Below are 19,017 nucleotides of genomic sequence, written 5' to 3' on the forward strand. Positions count from 1 at the left end.
TATTCTCGTTTCCCGACATTAACGCAACAATTTATGTAAGATCAGACTCATGAATATATGGTTTGCACATTCTTACTCGCGCGATATTTCGATACAGAGATACACGATTACCGAGTTGAAGTTTAAATATCAGGCTGCGACGGTGTGCATAGAATGTCTTCATCGACATGCCCAATAACTCACCAATCTCATTCGCCTCCATTCCTTTTTGCATACAATCAAGAACTTCACTTTCCCGGAATGAAAGCGAGTATTTCACCCGATAAGCATACCGGGAGTCATTGACAAACAGGCATGAGAGAATTTCATTTATCCGGCGTCTCTTATCAATGAAAGTTATATCTCTCAAATGGCATAATGCGTAGTAGTCGAGATCATTGGTGATAAATGCAATGATCTTCCTGCCAGGAGACAAATACTCTGTACTCCGTTGCAGGATGGACTCATCGACATCGACTATAGTGTAATTTTCATCAATCAACTCCGGCGTTAACAACGCACTTATGCCGACAATAAAAAAATAATCATCAGAAAAAACGGAGTCTGACAATTTCATAGAACTTCCCTTTTCGACACTTCCTGCTTGCTGTTTTAACGTCAGTAAGTCACCTCATGTTTCGCTGTAAAATTTACAGAAAATAATTCAGCATGACATCACAAAAGTCGTGGATTTCGTAAGAAAACATAAAAACGATCGTTTCTACTATCTTTTTACTTTCAAAAGAACAACGATCCACAGTTCGCTATTTTTATCAAAACAAAAACCCAGAACACACAACGAAAAACAGAATTAAACACTAGCTATATGGATAGGTTTAGTTTAATGATCCGGGCGTGTTTGATAGTTGAAACTTGTAATAAACCAAAACATGGATTTTTCTTAGGAAATATACCAGGTTTAATTAACTAATTTTATTCTGTTGGAACAGGGCTTATTTTACCTGGTTAACACAGGAGCAACATCAGCGGCGCCTTATTATTCTGTCAGGCGCCGCCTACACGTGTAGGAAGGGAAATTAAGGCGTGAATTTCTCGATTGCCCGCTCCAGTTCGTCCAGCAGTGTCTGGATATATTCAAGCTCAGTAGGCAGTTCGGTGACAGTCATTGCGTCCGGGAGTTTATCCTCCAAAGACTGTGCAGCCTTCATTAAGGTCTCAACGCCCAATAGCTGGGCCGTCCCGTTAATGCGATGAATATGATGTTTAACCTGACGATAATCACCAGACTCACTGGCTTTATAAGCCGCCGTTAAATCGCAGCGATTTTCTACCTGCGCATCTTTTAATGCGCGAAGCATCAATGCCCGATTCCCTTGCGCCAGCATCGCCAGTCTTTCGAGATCAAATACCGTGTCGTGGGTATCACTCACCCCGGAGAGTAAATGAGAGAGTTGCGACAACGTGATGGGTTTGAAAAGACAAGCATTCATGCCCGCCGACAGACAACGTTCGCGCTCGTGCTCCTGCGCCGTTGCCGTGAGCCCCCAGATGACAAGCGTCGTATTACTTTTTCTGACCTGGCGGGCAAGCTCAATACCATCCATAACCGGCATATTGAGATCGGTAATCAACAAGTCATAATTTCCTTGCTGAAGATAATGCAATGCCATCTCGCCATTGTCGGCTTCATCAGCCATGATACCCAACGTCATAAGCTGACGTTTCAGGAGTAATCGGCTGAAAGGAAGGTCATCCGCGATTAATACCCGGAGTGTTGTTCCTTGCAATACTGGCAGAGGCGCGTCAACGTCCGCAACGGCAGGCGTGATATCAAACGACGTCTGGACTGGCAGGCTCAACGTAACGGTCGTCCCCCGATTCACCTCACTTTGCAGTTCGATTGTCCCTCCCATTTGCCTCATTAATCCCCGACTGATGGCTAATCCGAGCCCCGAACCGCGGTGATGTTCTCCCGCTTTTCCCTGGCTAAAGGCGGTGAATAAACGGCGTTGTTCTTCTTCGCTCATTCCCGGCCCAGAATCACGCACCGAGATCACCAGCGTTTGCTCATGCTTCACCGCAGAAATTCGCACATCACCATGTTCGGTAAATTTCACCGCGTTGCCGATAATATTGGTGAGAACCTGCCCCAGTAATTGGGGATCCAGTCGCATCGCCTCGCGTGCATCTAAACGAGAATCGTAACGTAGCGCGATCCCTTTTTGCGCCGCCAGCGCGCTGAATAATGCAATGTTGTCTTGTATCAGGCTCTCCGGATATTTCCACTGGGGGACGGTCTCTAATAAGCCCGATTCGATCTTCTCCAGATCGAGGATCTCGCCAATAAGTTTTAATAACGAACGTGAGGCCTGAGCCGCCTGGTCCACTGATGCTTTATCTTCCGGGCTAAACTTCGCAGGAGAAAATTGCAGTAGTTCAAGAAATCCCATAATGGCACTTACCGGGGTTCGTATCTCATGGCTCATGTGAGAAAGAAATTCCCGCTTCTCTTCATTGGCCCTGAGAGCCCGGTTCCGCTCCTCTTTCAGTAGGCGTTGAGAGCGTTTTCTGATTCGAACTTCCCGCACCAGATAGACTGCCCATAACAAGGTGCTGAGTACCAGTAACGACGCTAAGGTAGCCACCAGATAAAAAGGCCTGTTATATAATTCCCAGGTATCTATTTTGACATCCGGCAGACGAATCCATTTACTGACGATCTGCAGGACCTCTTTTTGTGGAATATCATCTAACGCTTTATCCAGAATTTGCCGTAACTCCGGCTCAGAGCGGGGCACCGCGAAACTAATTGCCGCGGGCTCTTCTCCGGTAAGCGGTATCCAGGAAAGCTGATCGGGATAGTAATGCTCGCTCAGATAACGCGCGGTCAGCTGATTCGAAATGGCGGCATCCACTTTTCCTGTTGCGACCAGATTCAATGCCACGCTGGAATTTTCCACCTCTTCCCACACAATGCCTGAATATTTCGCCTTCAGTGTGGCCAGTAACGTGTGATCGGCGCTGATTGCAACATGGTTACCGGGCCGCAGCGCATGCTCTTTACTTTCCTCTTTTCTGATCACGGCCACGAATTGTGTGGTGATAAATGGGTGCGTAAAAGAGAGATAATCTTCTCGGCTGAGATCATAGGTAGCTGCCTGCACAATATGCCAGTTACCTTTCTTCATCTCTGCGACCATCTCTTTATTCGATTTGACGACCACCGTCTCAAACTGAATACCCGTTTGTAAGCCAATCAAATTAAGGACATCGCCAACAATACCCCGCGTTTGCTGGCTTCCATCAACCATCGTGTAAGGGGCAAACCAGGGATTGATAATCACACGGAGTGTTTTGTGATTATTTAACCACTGCTTTTCGCGTGGCGTCAGGTCCAGAGGTTCAATCAGGAAGGAGAGATTGCCTTTATCAATCATCGACTGGGCAATTTGCCCATGGATGTTTTCATCAATTGCGCTAAGGGTATTGTTCACAATTTCCCGCAACCGTTGCTGTGCGGGCAAAAATAAAAAGTAGCTCTTTCTCTGAGGTGCTGGCCAATACTTCACCGTTGTCAGCGCAAGACTGAACTCCTGAGAAAGCCAGGTGCTGGTCGTGAGTGAATCGCCGAAAAACCAGGCATTGCGCCCATTATTAACAGAATTCAGCGCCTCCTGGTAACTGCCATAGTTATCGATCTCGGCATCGGGAAAGGACTGGCGGATAAAATCGACATCCGGATAGTGATTAACAATCGCCACCCCCGTACGTTGTGCGCTCTGCAATGGCGCCATAACGTTGCCAAGAGAGGTGACTAAATTGGGCCAGGAATGAATCAGTGGCAGAGAAACCTGAACACTTGCTTCACGCCAGGATTGACTCTCCAGCCCGGTCAATACCATATCGACCTCGCCCTTTTTTAGCGCCTCAACAGCATCAGCCTGATCCGGATACGCCATCACACTTATTCGTGTATTAAGGGAGTGTTGAATCAATGCCAGATAATCAGCATTCATTCCCCGATAACGTCCAGTCAGCGTGGTCAGAACAAGCGGCGGCTGAACGGGCTCGTAAACGGCGACTCTGAGGTTTTTTCTCTGTTGCAGCCAGCGTTTGTCATCCTCACTCAGATAAACCGGCACAGGCGATATGTAATTAAACCCTGATAGTTCAAGCTCAACGGGAGACTTTTGCTGTGCGGAAACGGCACGCCCACCTATTGATAAAACAATGAACACCACTATCAGCCAGTTATTCATCATCATGTCAGCTTATTCTGATGAGCAAAAGAGAGCAGTTCGATTAATGATTTACAGCCGAGTTTTTCCATTAGCCGCGTTTTATAAGTACTGACGGTTTTACCGCTAATATGCATCGCTTCACCGATTTGCGAATTGTCCAGACCGTTAAGCACATGTCCCATGACTTTCATCTCTTGTGCCGAAAGGGACTCCAGACGCTGCGCGTCGGTGAGGGTTTCGGAGGCTTCTTCGGAGAAAAATGGAAAATAGGTATACCCATTCTGTGCGGCATTAATGGCCGCCAGGATATTATCCATGTTCTGCTTTTTACTGATAAACGCGTTCGCTCCCGCCTGTGCGCAGCGCTTGCTGAAGTAACGATCGTTTTTCGCTGAGACGACAACTAGCACACCGCGATAGTGATTCGCTCTGAGTTTCTCCACCAGCTCAACCCCATTGACGCCGGGGATCTCAACGTCAATAACCACAATATCCGCAGTCGTTTTTAGCAAACTCTTCAGCGCAATCGCACCGTCCTCATACTCTCCGAGAACCGTAACGCGATCTTTCTCCAGTACACCACGAATAGCCATACGCGCCAGCGGATGATCGTCCACGATAATTGCCGTGCGGGAACGCATTTCACTCATAATTCCCCCAAAGACCGTGATGCTTGAAACACGCTATGTCATTAAGAATAGCGTAAACGATACGGTAGATTACCCTCTACATTAATCGTTGTCGTGCGGAGCCGTTCACTGTTCTCATCCGTTCCTCGCCCTGGCTGTATATATTTCACCGGATGCTCACTCATACGCGATCGTGATGACTGAGGCTATTGCACATCATTAAGCAATGTTCTGTATGTTTAAAACAATGCCGTTGTATCCACTCTCCTTACAAGAATGGAAAAGAATTTATCTGGCAATGTTAAAACGGGACAGAAATTGGCGGGTCGTTACATTCCCGATATTTCTGTCACACTATGCAAGAAACGCATAGCGCGAAACATTCTTGCATTTTCCCCATATCCCTATGGCTGGTAAGGTCATTGAGTTCGGGTCACTTCTGGCCTGTCGCAACAAACACACATCATCAAAAAAATAACGGGGTTCGCTATGGCGCAACAAGGGGAACAGGCGGCGCTGCCGCTTGCAACAGAAAAAGTCGGACTTAAGGGATATCTGGCATTTTTTCTGACCATCATTTTCTTTTCCGGCGTATTTTCCGGAACGGAAGGTTGGTGGCGTGTTTTTGATTTTACCGTGCTGAACGGTTCGTTTGGCCAGATCGCGAATGGCGCGGGACAAACGACCGTAACCTTCCGGGGCGCGGGCGGTACGGGCGCAAAAGATGGTTTTCTTTTCGCGCTGGAACTCGCGCCGTCAGTCATTTTGTCACTGGGCATTATTTCAATCACCGACGGCCTTGGCGGATTACGTGCGGCGCAACAGCTGATGACACCGATCCTGAAACCGCTGCTGGGCATTCCGGGCATCTGCTCGCTGGCGCTTATTGCTAACTTACAAAATACCGATGCCGCTGCAGGTATGACGAAAGAACTGGCGCAGGATGGTGAAATCACCGAGCGCGACAAAGTCATTTTTGCTGCGTACCAGACCAGCGGCAGCGCGATTATCACCAACTACTTTTCCTCTGGCGTCGCCGTTTTCGCGTTTCTGGGAACGTCTGTTATCGTCCCGCTGGCAGTGATTCTGGTGTTTAAATTTGTCGGTGCCAATCTGCTACGTATCTGGATCAACTTTGAAGAACGCCGTAACCCGACGCAAGGAGCACAAGCATGACCACTCAGGTACGCAAAAATGTCATGGACATGTTTATTGACGGTGCCCGCCGCGGCTTTACGATTGCCACCACGAACCTGCTGCCAAACGTGGTGATGGCGTTCGTCATTATTCAGGCGCTGAAAATCACCGGTTTACTTGACTGGGTTGGACACATTTGCCAGCCCGTCATGGCACTTTGGGGACTTCCTGGTGAAGCCGCCACCGTGCTGTTAGCGTCGCTGATGAGCATGGGCGGCGCGGTAGGCGTTTCCGCCAGTCTGCTCACAGCGGGAGCATTAAGTGGTCACGACGTCACGGTTCTGCTCCCGGCGATATACCTGATGGGTAACCCTGTACAGAACGTGGGTCGCTGCCTCGGTACCGCCGAAGTGAACGCCAAATATTATCCCCACATCATTGCGGTATGCGCCATCAACGCATTACTGTCGATCTGGGTTATGCAGCTTATTGTTTAAAAGGGAATTATCATGCCTGATTTATCCTGCGCAGAGTTTACGTTACTGCAAGGTGCACACCTTTACACCCCTGAAGACCAGGGGATTTGCGACGTGTTTCTCGCCAACGGCAAGATTATTGCCGTTGCACGCGATATCTCGCCTCACATTGTGCCGGATTGTAAGGTTATCAATCTCAAAGGACGGATCCTGTGTCCTGGCTTTATCGATCAGCATGTTCACCTGATTGGCGGCGGTGGCGAAGCGGGCCCCACGACCCGCACGCCAGAAGTCAGACTGAGTAGACTGACCGAAGCCGGGGTCACGACCGTCATTGGTTTGCTCGGCACCGACTCCGTGACCCGTCATCCGGAATCACTGCTGGCGAAAACCCGGGCGCTGAATGAAGAAGGGATCACCGCCTGGATGTTAACCGGCGCTTACCATGTCCCTTCACCGACGATCACCGGTTCCGTCGAAAAAGATGTGGCGCTGATCGATCGCGTCATCGGCGTTAAATGCGCCGTCTCTGACCACCGCTCTGCCGCGCCTGGCGATTATCAACTGGCAAATATGGCCGCTGAATCCCGTGTGGGTGGCCTGCTGGGCGGCAAACCGGGGGTCAGCGTGTTCCATATGGGCGATAGCAAAAAGGGGCTCAAACCGCTGTACGACATTCTGGAAAATAGCGATGTGCCGATGAGTAAGCTGCTTCCCACCCACGTAAACCGCAATGAGGCGCTGTTCGAAGAAGCACTGGCCTTTGCTCTCAAAGGCGGCACCATCGACATCACCAGCGGTATTCCCGATCCGGTTGCACCGGCTGAGGGTGTGGCGCGCGCAGTCAAAGCTGGTGTACCGCTTGCCCGGATAACGGTCAGTTCTGATGGTAATGGTAGCCAGCCGTTGTTTGATGATGCCGGCAAACTCACCGGAATTGGCGTGGCGGGCTTCGAGAGCTTGCTTGAAACCGTGCAATCGCTCATCAACGATTACGGATTTACCCTGACCGACGCACTGCGTCCGCTGACGACCAGTGTGGCTGCCTTTCTTAACCTGTCCACTAAAGGCGAAATTGCCCCCGGAAAAGATGCCGACCTGCTGGTGATGACGCCGGAATTGTGTATTGAGCAGGTTTATGCTCACGGCAAACAAATGGTGGTTGACGGGAAAGCCTGCGTGAAGGGGTCCTTCGAGTAAGCGCAATCGGTTGTCAGCCGTGTGAATGCCCGTAAAATGGCGCAGACAGACGGCTGACAGGTGATGATAAATGGATGTGAGTGGTGCAGGTTTGTATAACATTGAAACGAAATGGCTTTATGACTTTCTGACCCTGGAAAAGTGCCGAAACTTCTCCCAGGCCGCGATTATTCGTAATGTCTCGCAACCCGCCTTCAGCCGTCGTATTCGCGCCCTGGAAAACGCGGTCGGGGTTGAATTGTTCAATCGTCAGGTCTCGCCGCTGCAACTCTCCGAGCAGGGAAAAATCTTTCACTCTCAGATACGCCATCTGCTTCAACAGCTGGAAAGCAACCTGGCTGAGCTCCGCGGTGGCAGCGATTTCACGCTGCGTAAAATCAAGATTGCCGCTGCGCACTCCCTCTCGCTGGGGTTATTACCCGGTATCGTCAGCCAGATGCCCACCCAGTTTACCTGGTCGGTTGAAGCGATCGATGTCGATCAGGCTGTCGATATGTTGCGGGAAGGGCAAAGCGACTTTATCTTCTCTTATTATGACGAAAACCTGCTCCAGCCTCCGTTTGCCAATATTCACCTGTTCGAGTCGCAACTGTTTCCCGTCTGCGCAAGCGATGAAAACGGAAAACCACGATACACGCTCGACCAGCCCGCGTTTCCGCTGCTCAACTATAGCCAGAACTCCTACATGGGGCGGCTTATCAACCGAACGTTAACCCGCTATACCGAGCTAAGTTTCAGTACATTTTTTGTCTCTTCGATGAGTGAGTTGCTTAAACAGGTTGCGCTGGACGGTTGTGGAATCGCCTGGCTCCCGGAGTATGCGATTCGTCAGGAGATTCGTAATAAACAGCTCATTGTGCTGGACCAGGACGAGCTGATTATTCCTATCCAGGCATATGCTTACCGGATGGATACGCGGATGACGCCCCTGGCGGAGCGGTTCTGGAAAGAACTGCACCATCTGCATACAGTCCCCTGATTTCACTTCAAACGCAGGCAACCTGTTGCGCAGTCTCATCCATCTGCGTATCCGGCCACGACTCATACCAGCGAATAGCGGCGTGTACCAGGGACGCGGTTGAATCAATAAACCGGCACTCAAAGTTGCTCTCATGCCCGGCCACAATTAACGGGATCTCGGTGCAGCCCATAATAATGATCTGCGCACCGTGGGAAATCAGCCGCTCAATTTGCGGAAACAGTAACCTTTGTGCGGCAGACTTATCACCGCGTTTCAATGCGTAAATGGCCTGCATTACCTGCTCCTGGCCCGCCTCTTCCGGCTGAACCAGAGAGAGTCCCTGCACCATCATTTTTTTCTGATATAACCCTGTCGCCAGCGTGGCGTTCGTTGCCAGCAGGCCGACGCGAGTCACACCGGGAGGAATCTCACTCAGCGTGGCATCCAGAATGCTGATCATGTCCACCTTTGCCACGGCCCGTAAATCATCAAACCAGTAGTGTGCGGTGTTACAAGGGATGACGATACATTCAGCCCCTGCATCTTCCAGCATGTGCAGATAACGCTCCAGATAGTGCCAGGGAGAAGGCCCACCTGATAGCAGGCAGGCTGTGCGATCGGGAATGTCCGGAATGGAGCTAACGATCAGCGGGATATGTTGCTGATCGCAGTTGGCGCTGCGCAGTTCAACAAATTTTTCCAGCATGTCCGCCGTTGCTGCGGGCCCCATGCCGCCCAGAATCCCAATGGTATGTTTCATCATCTGCACCGCGTTTTCTCTGTCATTTCAATTGACACTATCACCTTGATGCCTATGTAAAAAATGCCATTTTCTAAGCGGCTATGCGTAAAAGTTATCGCCTGACAGACGCGAATCGGTTTACACCGACTGCCGTTTGCACTCCCGGACACCGACGACGTACCGGTTTGTGTGCCTTGCCTCGCTAAACAGTGACTAAACAGCGAACACCCCGTTTCGGTTTTGTAACACTCCCCCGTAAATTAGCGATACCCGCCACAAAATTCACATATCACTCACCCTGATGAAAGGAAGCATATTGCATTTGCACAGTGAGTCGGATAGCGTCTGTAACGTTACACTAAAACGTTACAGAAAACAGAATCAGCGACTTTTTCGTTAAACCAGCTGGCTGCGTCCGCCCTGCCAGATGGCGTTATCACGACCTCTACACTGTGAGAAAGGATAATCATGATGAAAACAACACCGTTTCGTTCAGCCAGACGTTTTCTGGCACTCGCTTGCCTCAGTAGCGCCCTGATTGCAGGCAGTGTGCTGAGCGCTTCAGCACAGGCAGCAATCAATTTTCGTGTTTACTCGTCTCTGCCAGGAGATGACTCCTCTGCCCACTATATTTGGTTCAACCGCTTCCAGGAAAACCTGAATAAAAACGAGAAGTTAAAAGGACAGATTAAGCTTAATTATTTCGCCAACGCCATGCTGGGAAAAGAAGCCGATGCCACACAACAGGTCCGTATCGGCGCCATTAACATGATGATTTCAGGTACTTCAATCTGGGCCACGCTGGTTCCTGAAGTGGGCGTGCTGGATCTGGGTTATCTGTTTAAAGACTATGACCAGGTCGGGAAAGCGCTGGACGGCAAAGCCGGTGAGCAGCTTTCTAAGCTAATGATGGATAAAGCAAACGTGATGGTGCTGGGCTATGGCTATAACCTCGGCGCGCGCAACGTGTACACCAAAAAGGCCATTGAAAAGCCGGAGGATTTAAAGAATCTGAAAATCCGCGTACTGCCGGTGCCAAATTTTATCGCCACGCTGAATCACATGGGCGCGGTGGCCATTCCCATGCCGGGCGGGGAAGTCTATTCCAGCCTGCAAATGGGCGTGATCGATGGCGTCGAGCATGATGCCCCGACCATCTACGCCAGCAAATATTATGAAATCATCAAGAATGGCACGCTGACCCGCCATAGCTATAACCCGCTGATGATTGCCATGAATAAGAAGAGCTTCGAGCAGATCCCGGAATCATTACGTGCCGACGTGCTAGCCGCCGCGAAAGAGGCCACGGAATACGAACGCCAGCAGGCCAGTCAAAAAGAACAGGAAGCGATTAAAAACCTGGAGGCGAAAGGCGTCACTTTCCGGGAAACCGATCGCGCATTCTTCGCACAGGCCGTACAGCCTGTCTGGAAAGCCTTCCTGGATAAATACCCGGATCTGAAACCTATGGTGGACGAGATCAGCGCCGCAGCGCCGAGCGACAGACCATAAGCCGTGCATCGTCGGCCTGCGCTGTTCAGCGGGTCGGCGATATTGCCCACACAAACCATGAAAGGAGTTCATCATGGCTGATATCCCGATGAAAACAAAGGATGAAAAGTCTTTGTTGACGCTATTGGGGCGGCTGAGTCGATTTCTGACCACGTTAACGTCCTGGGCCGGAGCGCTGGTGCTGTTTATCAACGTGCTGGTGGTATTTGCTTCGGTGATCTGGCGCTATGCCCTGCACTCACCGATCCACTGGGCGGAAGAAGTGGCGCGAGCGTTGATGATTGCGCTGGTCTTTTTTGGCGTCGCGACTTCGACCGGCAGAGGCGGACACATTGGCGTCGATCTGTTCTTACGCTTCCTGCCTGAAAGCGTTCGCCCCTACGTAATCCACGCCAGCCGCTGGATCCTGTTTCTGGTCTCCGTCGGGCTGGTCGTTTCCAGTTATGATCTGGTGCAGGCCGCGCGACTGCAAACCACCGAGACGGGCCTGCCGCAGACCATCTACGTGATTCCGGTATTAATCGGTTCCGTGGTGATGATGGTGGCCGCGCTGGAACATGCCCTACATGAGCGCGCCAAAGTGGTGCTGCTCAGCGGCGCGGGGATCATCGTGCTGGCGGCGCTGGGTTATCTGAAACTGTCGCTGATGGCCGATCCGGCCAGCGCGGCGGCGGGCCTGATGTTGATTTGCTTCGTGCTTGGCATTCTGGCCGGTGTGCCAATCGCCTTCACGCTCGGCATGTCCGCCATGGTCTTTTTTATCTGCGACCCTTCCCTGCCGTTTGTCTTTTTCTCACAGCAGGTAGCGGCGGGCGTTGACCACTTTGTTCTGTTGGCGATTCCGTTCTTCTTGCTCGCCGGTGCGGCGATGGAAATCAACGGCATGTCCACGCGTCTGGTCGAGTTGATTGTGCGCGGCATGGGACGCTTTCGCGGCGGTCTGAACATGACCACCGTACTGTCGATGGCCTTTTTCTCTGGCATCTCCGGTTCCAAACTGGCCGATGTGGCGGCCGTCGGCGGGGTGTTAATGCCTGCGGTACGACGCGCGAAGCAGGACAGCGAAGAAGCCGCCGGGGTATTTGCTGCATCCGCGGTGATGGCGGAAACCATTCCTCCCTGCGTGAACCTGATCGTGATGGGCTTTGTCGCCAATATCTCCATCGGCGCACTGTTTATCGCCGGCCTGATACCTGCGGCCTGCCTGCTGGTGCTGTTAATGGTCGCCGCCAACCGCTTCGGCGGAAAAATAAACGTCAGTGAAGCCTACCCGGTATTACGTCCACGGACTCAGCTTTACCTCGGCGCCGCTGTCGGCCTGGTCATGATCTTCATGATTGGCCGTGGGGTCATGATGGGGATCGCCACTTCGACGGAAATTTCCGCCTTCGCGGTAATCTACGCCATTGTGGTGGGCCGCCTGGCGTTTGGTGAGCTGACGCTGAAAGCCACGGTGAAGATGTTCGTTGATATCGCGGCGATGTCCGGCGTCCTGCTGTTCATCGTAGCCTGTGCGACCAGCCTCTCTTATGCCCTGACCATTCAGATGATCCCACAACAGATCGCTGAACTGCTGGTTGGCATTGGCATGGAGCAAGGGGCCTGGCTATTCCTGATGTTAACCATTGTCATTCTGATCATCTTTGGTGCGGTTCTCGAAGGTGCGCCAGCACTGATCATTTTCGCCCCAATTCTGGTGCCAATAGCCATTCAGCTTGGCTTTAACCCGCTGCACTTTGGCATTGTGATGATCATGGCAATGGGCTTTGGTCTGTTCTCACCGCCAATCGGCCTGGGTCTGTATACCACCTGCGCCATTTGTGGCGTGGAGATGAAGCACGTCATCAAACCGATGGCGAAATATCTGGCGGTGGTTTTTGTCGGCATCATTATTGTCGCCATGGCACCACCGTTAACCACCTGGCTGCCCGGACTGGCCGGCTACTGATAATCAAATCCTGTATTTGCCACGCTCGGGTGGCAGGGATATCCACGCACAAAAAACGGCGAAATGATGTCACGTCATTGCCTGACGCCGTTTAAATATGAATAACGGGAGTATGAAATGGGATTATTAACGGGTAAAAAAGCGTTTATTACAGGCGCAGAACAAGGCATTGGTAAAGAGAGCGCGAAAAAACTGATTGAGGCGGGATGCGATATTTATATTCATTATTTCAGTGGCGAAGAAGGCCCACGGGAATTAATCGCGCTCGCCGAACAACAGGGCTGTCGGGCGGCCTGCGGTTTCGCCGATTTAACCGATGAAGAAGACGCTGCCCGCTGTGTGGCGCAGGCGGCGGAATTCCTCGGCGGTATCGATATTCTGGTCAATAACGTCGGCGGCATTATTGCCCGCAAATGGCTGGGTGAGATTGAGCCCCATTTCTGGCGCACGGTGATCGACGTCAATATGACGACGATGCTGAATGTCACTCAGCAGGCATTACCGTGGCTGAAGGCCGCGCCAGATGGCGCCAGTATTGTCAATCTGGCCTCTCTGGCCGGACGCTCTGGCGGCCATGCGGGCTCTCTGGTCTACTCCACGACTAAAGGCGCAGTGCTGACCTGGACTCGCTCGCTTGCCGCTGAGCTCGGTGAACACGGTATCCGCGTCAATGCCGTTGCGCCTGGCTTGATTCTCGGCACGCGTTTTCATGATCAGCACACCACGCAGGCCTCTGCCGACCAGACAATCCAGGCCATTCCTCTGGGAAGAGCGGGCACGCCGGAAGATGTGGCAAGGGTCATCTGTTTCCTCGCCTCTGAATATGATGGCTTCGTTTCCGGCGCCACCATCGACATTAACGGCGGTATCTACCGGGCATAAAAATATGGCGGGCGATGAGGCCCGCCAGTTTTAAAAGGTATGACATATGATCAAGTCAGATATTATTCATCCTGATTTATTACAGGCGCTGGCACAGTGCGGACACAAGGCGAATATTTTAATCACCGATGCCAATTACTCTTTTTTAACCAATACTTCTGCGCAGGCACGGATTATCTGGCTTAATTTCACTCCAGGGATGATCGGGAGTGTCGTCATTATGGAGAAAATCCTCGGCTATATTAATGTGGAAAAAGCCACGTTAATGGCAAGCCCGGCGGATTTTGATAATACGGTCGAGCGTGAATACCGCGGTCTGCTTTCTGAGGCAATCGAGGTTGAACATGTTGAACGTAACGCGTTTTATTCGCTGGCCAAATCGTCTGACACGATCCTGGTCATCGCCTCCGGCGAAACTCGCCGCTTCGCCAATATCCTGCTGACCGTAGCCCCAACGCTGGTATGACAGAGCGAGAAGAACGTGTCGTTCTTCTCGTGCCACGCCGTTATCGTACCGATTGTCGGGAAACCAGCGACGGAGGGAACAGAAACTCCTCTGGCGGAATGGCCGAATTTTCGGTCCGCTCAATCAACCGCTCGACCATCACCTCTGCCATCTCCCGAAGCGGCGGCATGATAGAAGTCAGACCGGGGAAAACCAGTCCGGAGAGCGGAATATTGTCGATGCCCACAATAGAGATTTGTTCCGGCACCTGGATCCCGGCCTGATGCAAACCGGCCATCAGCCCAATGCCCAGCGCATCGTTGATCGCCACGATGCCATCCGGGAACGCCGGCTGCTGGCTGATTTTTAACGCCAGTGCCCGTCCGAGTTCTGTCATTTCCGTGTCGCCATAGGCCGCCATGGCCTGGCCTTCAACGATCATCCCATCGCGATAAAGCCCGTGCTCCTGCACCGCGCGGAGAAAGCCCTCGATTTTGTGCGCCCGGCTGGGGGTCATCCCTTCCACCGTGGCAAACGCGAGGCGACGGCACCCCTGTGCGATCAGGTGTTCTGCTGCCATTCGCCCGGCATCAATGTTATCCATGGATACGCTGTCCAGCGCAAAATGATCCGACGGAGCACGCACAGGCATACGGCCATCATAGTTCACCATCACCATGCCCTGCTCTGCCGCTCGCGCAAAATGCGCTTTTTCGATATCGCAGGCGGCAACGATAATCCCGCGGACGCCGTGGGAAAACATATCGTCCAGAAAGGCTTCTTCTTCTTCAATCTGTCGGTAGGTATTTCCAATCAGCACCCGCAGTTGGCGCTTTTTAGCGGCCAGATCGACTTCACGGGCCAGGGCGGCAAAGCTGGGATTCACAATGGACGGCACCAGCAGACCAATCATTTTGGCCTGACCGGTCTTGAGCTGTTGCGCCACCCGGTTTGGAAAGTAATTGAGCGTCTGCATGCTCTGCTGGATACGCGCCAGAGTTTCAGCCCGCATTTGATCGGTCCGACCGTTGAGCACATTGGATACCGTACTGACGGAAACGCCAGCATGCTTTGCAACATCACGAATATTCGCCATACATCTCCTTTGCGGCAATTGATGAATGGCGGAAGACACTCATACCCGGCATCACCATCTTCTCAGGAATTATGAACTACAACGGTTTAGTGTAACGTTACAGACAGCGCTGTCAATGCAATGTGTCAGGCAGAGAGAAGATGAGGTTGGGCGGTAGAGGGTGAATACTGTGTCGTCATCATTGAATATTCAGTACTCAGCGGGCAGATGATTCACTGCGATCAATTTACCTTGTTTCATTTCAATATACCCCCCCTTCCGCAACGCCGAGAGAACTTCAGCGACCACAGAACGAGAAATACAGGTTCTCTGATGGATATAATTCATGACGCCAACACGATTGCGTAGCGTCTCATCCCATTCCATCATCGACATCAGCGTAACCCGAATCTGATCATAGGAATTATTACCGATCAGTTGTAGGTCACGGAGTTCCATAACCCGGTTATGCCAGGCCAGCCAGCAAAAAGCTTCACGCCACAGGTTATTCTCTTCAATGACTTTCATCCCGACGGAGGCGGGAAGAAAATACCCTGAACACTTCGCTTCCGTCATTAATTGATAGTTAGCATCGGCTTCAGTGAGGCTATTTGCTAACCCAGTTATAATCGGAGCCTCCGCGAAACCAACCAGTACGGTTTTCCCTCGACGGATGGAAACGGTTCCCGAACGAATAACAACAACTTTGTTGTTGTTCAACTCGCTAAAGTAAAGCACCTGTTTTTTGCATGAAACATCAAAATGAGTGCCGTGTGATGATAAACGTGCATCCAGTTTGATAAATTCAGCCATTGGCTTCGCTATTGACAGCATATTGCTCCTTGCAAAAATTGCCCGTCAAATTCTTGACGGGCAATTCTCAGCGTTAATATCCTTTGTTCATTTTCTCAGTGAGAAATGATTACCAGGTATATTTAACCCCCACGTTTGCAGCCCAGTCCTGATCAACATCACCGCCACCGAGGTAATTCACATCGCTGTAAGCACTGAAGTTTTTGGTAAAGCTGAACTGAGTACCCAGTCCAACACGTACCGCAGAACCTTTAACGCCGTTATCGATAGAATCGCCATTCACCTTGGCATCGTTGTCAGAATCATCGTAAACGTAAGCCAGCTTGAAGTAAGGCGTCAGCGCCTGATCTTCACTGTAAGTGAAGGTGTAACCTGTATCTACGCCCAGCTCATAACGCATGCTGTCGTAAGACTGGCTATCCACTTTCATCTTGTTGCTCAGACGATAATCATCACCAGACTGGAACAGACCAGAGATGCCGGCATACGGCGTCACGTAGGCCGCATCAGAAGGTTTCCAGTCATAGCCCAGTTTCAGACCAAAGCCCCAGGCGTCAGAGGAACTGTCACCACTAACGTGCTGACCATTGCTCATGTTGGCAGTCAGATCGTTGCTGAAGTGTGAATAGCTCAGGTTACCATCAACAAAGATGTTGTTTGCAAAGTACGCCGAGGTGTAGAGGTAAGCCGACTGGCTGTCCTGATCCACCTTACCGGTACGATCTTTGATGTCGCCCTTCGCAAAGCCTGCCGCCGCACCGACAGTCCACTTCGCGTAGTTACCGTCAACGTTGCTATCCACACCCACCATGATGCCGTTAACATCCTGGTCGTAGCGAATGGTGTCGTTGTCGGCGCTAAAACCACCGCCGAAGTAGCTGACCCATGCGCCGCCGTTATCCGTCAGACCATGACGGGAGTTGGTCAGGCGTGTTCCGACGGTATCCTGTTGCAGATTCCAGATGTTGGTGTTCGCCGACGGAATGCTCAGCGCCATGTTGGCGTAGTCAGTCAGTCTCGTCTGCTGCATAACAACAGAGTTGCCTTGCTGCTGAGCCTGATAGGTATACGCGCCAAGGTCAGCCTTGTTCGCGGCAGAGAAGGTTGCCGTGCTGTTCCGGTCGTTGACATAGATCAGCTCTTTACCTTTGTAATCCGCAATGGAACCTTCGCCGGTGGCGTTATCAATACGCACTTTATAGTTACCGGTCGCTGTCGTCTCAGCATCGCCATTGCCACTAACGGTCATGTGTCCATCGGAATTCATCGCGATAACACCGTAACCATAGTTCACCTGAGAGGTGTCCCGGGTACGATCGTTGGTCAGGTCTGCATCCAACACAAAGTTGTTGCTATGAATGTTGAAGACACCCGCGTGGACATTGCCATTCGCATCGGTCGAGCTGGTCAGGTTCAGCGTATCCGTCTGCAGTGCGTATGCGGTGCTGTTACCGACATCCAGAACACCGTCATTGGTCACGTTGATGGTGTTGGCATACAGAGCGGCATTATTGGTACCCCAACCTGCAGCGACATCATCAGCCAGAGTGACGGTACTGTTGTTAATTGACAGAGAATCGGTCGCGACATGACCGTCTTCATTGATGTTCAGTGCCGCACCACCGGTCAACGCGATAGTGTCAGAAATCAGCGTAGAATCGGCAACGTTCACCACTGACCCACTGTTGATGCTCAGCGAATCAATCAGAGAGAGTTTCGTGGTATCCCACTGTGAACCCCCGTTGAGCGTGACGTTGAACAGGCCACTCTGATAAACGCCGTTGCCCGCGACGTGGTCACCTTCGCTGTACGCCGTGTCGCCATTTTCAACCCCGTAGGTAGACCATGGCCACAGGCTGTTCGCGGCAATATCGAGCAGGGTTGCGGTCGCTTCGGTGCCCAATTCAAATCCGTCATAAACGCCATCGCCATCAGTATCAACCTGATGCGCAGAGATCGCCGCCCCCACCCACTTACTGCCGTTGTTCAACGTCACATCCATACGATCGGTGCCATCCCAACCGTTGGTGTCTACCGCTGAATCGGTATCACGATAGCTATCTGCACCGTTCGGGAAGAAGTTCTCGTCAAAGTTACTGGAGAAGAAAACGTCACCTAACAGCGTTGAATTGTTGAGGTTAACAGTGGTCTGCATAGCGTTATCTGCGTTCGGATTTGCGATAGCGGAAATCGCAAAATCGTCAGGATTCATCGTACCCGTGCCGCTGTAATCGCCAGCATTATTGGTGTTGCCAAACCAGCCTGATGTGCCCTCATCAGACCATGAACCTGATGTTACCGTTGAATCAGTGACATTGATGTTATTGTTGAAGACTTCATCGCTATCAACCCCGGTGCTGACCGTGTTGTCGTCAGTATCTGCCCACTCGTACCCCTGCGTCAGCGTAATACCCGCGACACGAGAATTATTTTTAATGGTTAAATCGACTTCCTGGTCCAGCGTAATAGCGGTGCCAAGGCCGTAAACATCAACAACATGCGTATCCGGCGAACCGTCGGCATGTGTGCCGTTATAGGTGTAATGTTCGAAATTATCGTCAATAGTGGAGTTATCAACCGTCAGAGAAAGACGATCGTACACATACCCCGTCTCGCGCTCAGCGCAATCCGTAGTCATGCATTGAGAGGTAATCATCCCATGGATAGTACTGTTCTTGATTGTCAGACTATTGGGGTTCGTATCACCTGCAACGCCACTGTTCAGATAGTAGGTAGAGATGACACCATTTACCGTTGCATTGTTGATTTCCGGATAAATATTTCCATTATACAAGCTATCAGCAGCGTAATTATTCCAGCCAACATAGCCCTGAAAATACACCCCATCCGCATGCGTTTCGTCATTATAATGGACGAATGTATTGTATCGGGTTCCAGAGATATCCGTTGACGCATTTGCCTGAGAAGTGATTGCCAGCGTGCAGGCCAATGCTATTTTTGATACAGCAAGTTTCGTTTTCCATGTATGCATTAGTCATCCCTCCTCAGGGACGTG

At 51.3% G+C, this 19,017-nt stretch carries 15 protein-coding genes; 8 read left to right on the forward strand and 7 right to left on the reverse strand.

All coding sequences use genetic code 11. The features are described 5' to 3' along the window. Positions 1-31: 31 nt before the first annotated feature. The 3 genes from AL479_RS04625 to evgA form a co-directional block, all read right to left on the reverse strand. Positions 32-556: a helix-turn-helix transcriptional regulator gene (locus AL479_RS04625; protein WP_061075233.1), complete on the reverse strand. Its 525-nt coding sequence runs from the start codon at positions 554-556 to the stop codon at positions 32-34. Between the two features lie 460 nt (positions 557-1,016). Further along, positions 1,017-4,205: an ATP-binding protein gene (locus AL479_RS04630; protein ID WP_225851878.1), complete on the reverse strand. Its 3,189-nt coding sequence runs from the start codon at positions 4,203-4,205 to the stop codon at positions 1,017-1,019. Next, on the reverse strand, positions 4,202-4,831 hold the full coding sequence (gene evgA, locus AL479_RS04635) for an acid-sensing system DNA-binding response regulator EvgA (protein WP_061075234.1): 630 nt from the start codon (positions 4,829-4,831) through the stop codon (positions 4,202-4,204). The genes AL479_RS04630 and evgA overlap by 4 nt, the downstream gene beginning before the upstream one ends. Before the next feature lie 468 nt (positions 4,832-5,299). Here evgA and AL479_RS04640 point away from each other — a divergent pair, with 468 nt between their 5' ends. The 4 genes from AL479_RS04640 to hypT all read left to right on the forward strand — a co-directional run bounded on the left by AL479_RS04640 (position 5,300) and on the right by hypT (position 8,602). Further along, positions 5,300-5,986, forward strand: coding sequence for a nucleoside recognition domain-containing protein (locus AL479_RS04640; protein ID WP_102603614.1), 687 nt, complete (start codon positions 5,300-5,302; stop codon positions 5,984-5,986). Next, a complete protein-coding gene (locus AL479_RS04645) occupies positions 5,983-6,444 on the forward strand; it encodes a YjiG family protein (RefSeq protein ID WP_061075235.1) in 462 nt (153 codons plus the stop codon). Before AL479_RS04640 ends, AL479_RS04645 begins: the two co-directional genes overlap by 4 nt. 12 nt (positions 6,445-6,456) lie before the next feature. Continuing rightward, the gene (gene iadA / locus AL479_RS04650; RefSeq protein ID WP_105291720.1) at positions 6,457-7,623 is read left to right on the forward strand and encodes a beta-aspartyl-peptidase; all 1,167 of its coding nucleotides are present in this window, start codon (positions 6,457-6,459) and stop codon (positions 7,621-7,623) included. Between the two features lie 70 nt (positions 7,624-7,693). Next, positions 7,694-8,602 carry a hypochlorite stress DNA-binding transcriptional regulator HypT gene (hypT, locus tag AL479_RS04655; RefSeq protein ID WP_061075236.1) on the forward strand — a complete coding sequence of 303 codons (909 nt, stop codon included), beginning with the start codon at positions 7,694-7,696 and terminating at the stop codon, positions 8,600-8,602. A 7-nt stretch (positions 8,603-8,609) separates the two neighbouring features. Here the strand turns inward: hypT and AL479_RS04660 are convergent, their stop codons facing one another. Beyond that, a complete protein-coding gene (locus AL479_RS04660) occupies positions 8,610-9,344 on the reverse strand; it encodes an aspartate/glutamate racemase family protein (RefSeq protein WP_061077930.1) in 735 nt (244 codons plus the stop codon). A 450-nt stretch (positions 9,345-9,794) separates the two neighbouring features. Here AL479_RS04660 and AL479_RS04665 point away from each other — a divergent pair, with 450 nt between their 5' ends. The 4 genes from AL479_RS04665 to AL479_RS04680 all read left to right on the forward strand — a co-directional run bounded on the left by AL479_RS04665 (position 9,795) and on the right by AL479_RS04680 (position 14,134). Then, a complete protein-coding gene (locus AL479_RS04665; RefSeq protein WP_061075237.1) occupies positions 9,795-10,838 on the forward strand; it encodes a TRAP transporter substrate-binding protein in 1,044 nt (347 codons plus the stop codon). Positions 10,839-10,911: 73 nt separating this feature from the next. Next, a complete protein-coding gene (locus AL479_RS04670) occupies positions 10,912-12,786 on the forward strand; it encodes a TRAP transporter large permease subunit (RefSeq protein WP_061075238.1) in 1,875 nt (624 codons plus the stop codon). A 117-nt stretch (positions 12,787-12,903) separates the two neighbouring features. After that, on the forward strand, positions 12,904-13,668 hold the full coding sequence (locus AL479_RS04675) for an SDR family NAD(P)-dependent oxidoreductase (RefSeq protein ID WP_061075239.1): 765 nt from the start codon (positions 12,904-12,906) through the stop codon (positions 13,666-13,668). A 46-nt stretch (positions 13,669-13,714) separates the two neighbouring features. After that, a complete protein-coding gene (locus AL479_RS04680; RefSeq protein ID WP_061075240.1) occupies positions 13,715-14,134 on the forward strand; it encodes an RbsD/FucU family protein in 420 nt (139 codons plus the stop codon). A 40-nt stretch (positions 14,135-14,174) separates the two neighbouring features. On the opposite strand, the gene AL479_RS04685 is transcribed toward AL479_RS04680, so the two are convergent. From AL479_RS04685 to ehaB, 3 genes are all read right to left on the reverse strand, one after another. After that, complete coding sequence (locus AL479_RS04685) at positions 14,175-15,209, reverse strand: LacI family DNA-binding transcriptional regulator (RefSeq protein WP_061075241.1); 1,035 nt, start codon at positions 15,207-15,209, stop codon at positions 14,175-14,177. Between the two features lie 189 nt (positions 15,210-15,398). Next, on the reverse strand, positions 15,399-16,022 hold the full coding sequence (locus tag AL479_RS04690; protein ID WP_105291721.1) for a helix-turn-helix domain-containing protein: 624 nt from the start codon (positions 16,020-16,022) through the stop codon (positions 15,399-15,401). 88 nt (positions 16,023-16,110) lie between these two features. Beyond that, positions 16,111-18,993: an autotransporter adhesin EhaB gene (ehaB, locus tag AL479_RS04695; protein WP_061075242.1), complete on the reverse strand. Its 2,883-nt coding sequence runs from the start codon at positions 18,991-18,993 to the stop codon at positions 16,111-16,113. Positions 18,994-19,017: the final 24 nt, after the last annotated feature.

It is taken from the genome of Citrobacter amalonaticus (assembly GCF_001559075.2).
Lineage (GTDB): Bacteria > Pseudomonadota > Gammaproteobacteria > Enterobacterales > Enterobacteriaceae > Citrobacter_A > Citrobacter_A amalonaticus_F.

Coding starts and splice junctions, on each gene's coding strand:
- AL479_RS04625 (WP_061075233.1), bottom strand. CDS start 556: ATGAAATTGTCAGACTCCGTTTTTTCTGATGATTATTTTTTTATTGTC.
- AL479_RS04630 (WP_225851878.1), bottom strand. CDS start 4,205: ATGATGATGAATAACTGGCTGATAGTGGTGTTCATTGTTTTATCAATA.
- evgA (WP_061075234.1), bottom strand. CDS start 4,831: ATGAGTGAAATGCGTTCCCGCACGGCAATTATCGTGGACGATCATCCG.
- AL479_RS04640 (WP_102603614.1), top strand. CDS start 5,300: ATGGCGCAACAAGGGGAACAGGCGGCGCTGCCGCTTGCAACAGAAAAA.
- AL479_RS04645 (WP_061075235.1), top strand. CDS start 5,983: ATGACCACTCAGGTACGCAAAAATGTCATGGACATGTTTATTGACGGT.
- iadA (WP_105291720.1), top strand. CDS start 6,457: ATGCCTGATTTATCCTGCGCAGAGTTTACGTTACTGCAAGGTGCACAC.
- hypT (WP_061075236.1), top strand. CDS start 7,694: ATGGATGTGAGTGGTGCAGGTTTGTATAACATTGAAACGAAATGGCTT.
- AL479_RS04660 (WP_061077930.1), bottom strand. CDS start 9,344: ATGAAACATACCATTGGGATTCTGGGCGGCATGGGGCCCGCAGCAACG.
- AL479_RS04665 (WP_061075237.1), top strand. CDS start 9,795: ATGATGAAAACAACACCGTTTCGTTCAGCCAGACGTTTTCTGGCACTC.
- AL479_RS04670 (WP_061075238.1), top strand. CDS start 10,912: ATGGCTGATATCCCGATGAAAACAAAGGATGAAAAGTCTTTGTTGACG.
- AL479_RS04675 (WP_061075239.1), top strand. CDS start 12,904: ATGGGATTATTAACGGGTAAAAAAGCGTTTATTACAGGCGCAGAACAA.
- AL479_RS04680 (WP_061075240.1), top strand. CDS start 13,715: ATGATCAAGTCAGATATTATTCATCCTGATTTATTACAGGCGCTGGCA.
- AL479_RS04685 (WP_061075241.1), bottom strand. CDS start 15,209: ATGGCGAATATTCGTGATGTTGCAAAGCATGCTGGCGTTTCCGTCAGT.
- AL479_RS04690 (WP_105291721.1), bottom strand. CDS start 16,022: ATGCTGTCAATAGCGAAGCCAATGGCTGAATTTATCAAACTGGATGCA.
- ehaB (WP_061075242.1), bottom strand. CDS start 18,993: ATGCATACATGGAAAACGAAACTTGCTGTATCAAAAATAGCATTGGCC.